Origin of the sequence: Acetonema longum DSM 6540, assembly GCF_000219125.1 — a bacterium.
Classification (GTDB): domain Bacteria; phylum Bacillota; class Negativicutes; order Sporomusales; family Acetonemataceae; genus Acetonema; species Acetonema longum.
Genome location: NZ_AFGF01000286.1, coordinates 1 through 628 on the forward strand (window position 1 = coordinate 1; position 628 = coordinate 628).

Below are 628 nucleotides of genomic sequence, written 5' to 3' on the forward strand. Positions count from 1 at the left end.
GCCTCCTTTGGAGACCTGGACAAGCTGGACAGCGAGAAAATAGAAGATACCATGCAATACCCGGTTTCCCTGCCGACTGCGCTGCTCTTTGCCTTTGCCAGCAGAGGAAAACAAAACAGGAGCGATGCCTGCAAAGCGGGCCAGCTTATCCGAAGTGGGGAAGCGGTTAATGTCGCCGATCTCAGAAATGATGTGACTGGCGGTATTCAAGTTAATCCCCGGCATGGTATCCAGTTTGTAGCCGGTCAAGGGCAGAAGGGTTTTTAACTCCCCATCGATTCCCTCAATGGCCTGCTGTTTGTAGCGAAGCTCCTGAATGATACTTTTGACAATAAAGTCCCGTTCAGCCTGAAACTCCCGGTGAGTATCGCCATCGGCTGCCACCAGGTCAAGAATCGTCTGCGCCTTTTCCATCGAACAAGCATTGCGGCTGACACTTCGCAGCCCATCGGCGAGGGTTTCAGCAGTTACGGCTTGCAAGTGTCTCGGTGAAGGATACGTCTCCCAGAAATAGAGCGCCGTCTTGCTGTTCACCAGGCAAAAAAACTTCCGATAACTTGGATAATGGTACATCAACTGTCCGTGCAACTGGTTTTGCAGCATGGTAGTCCCTTTGACTAATGCGTCG

1 protein-coding gene is annotated in these 628 nt (G+C 51.6%); it reads right to left on the reverse strand.

All coding sequences use genetic code 11. The features are described from left to right. A partial coding sequence (locus ALO_RS20280) for a transposase (protein WP_004100058.1) occupies nt 1–628 on the reverse strand: 628 nt, incomplete at both ends.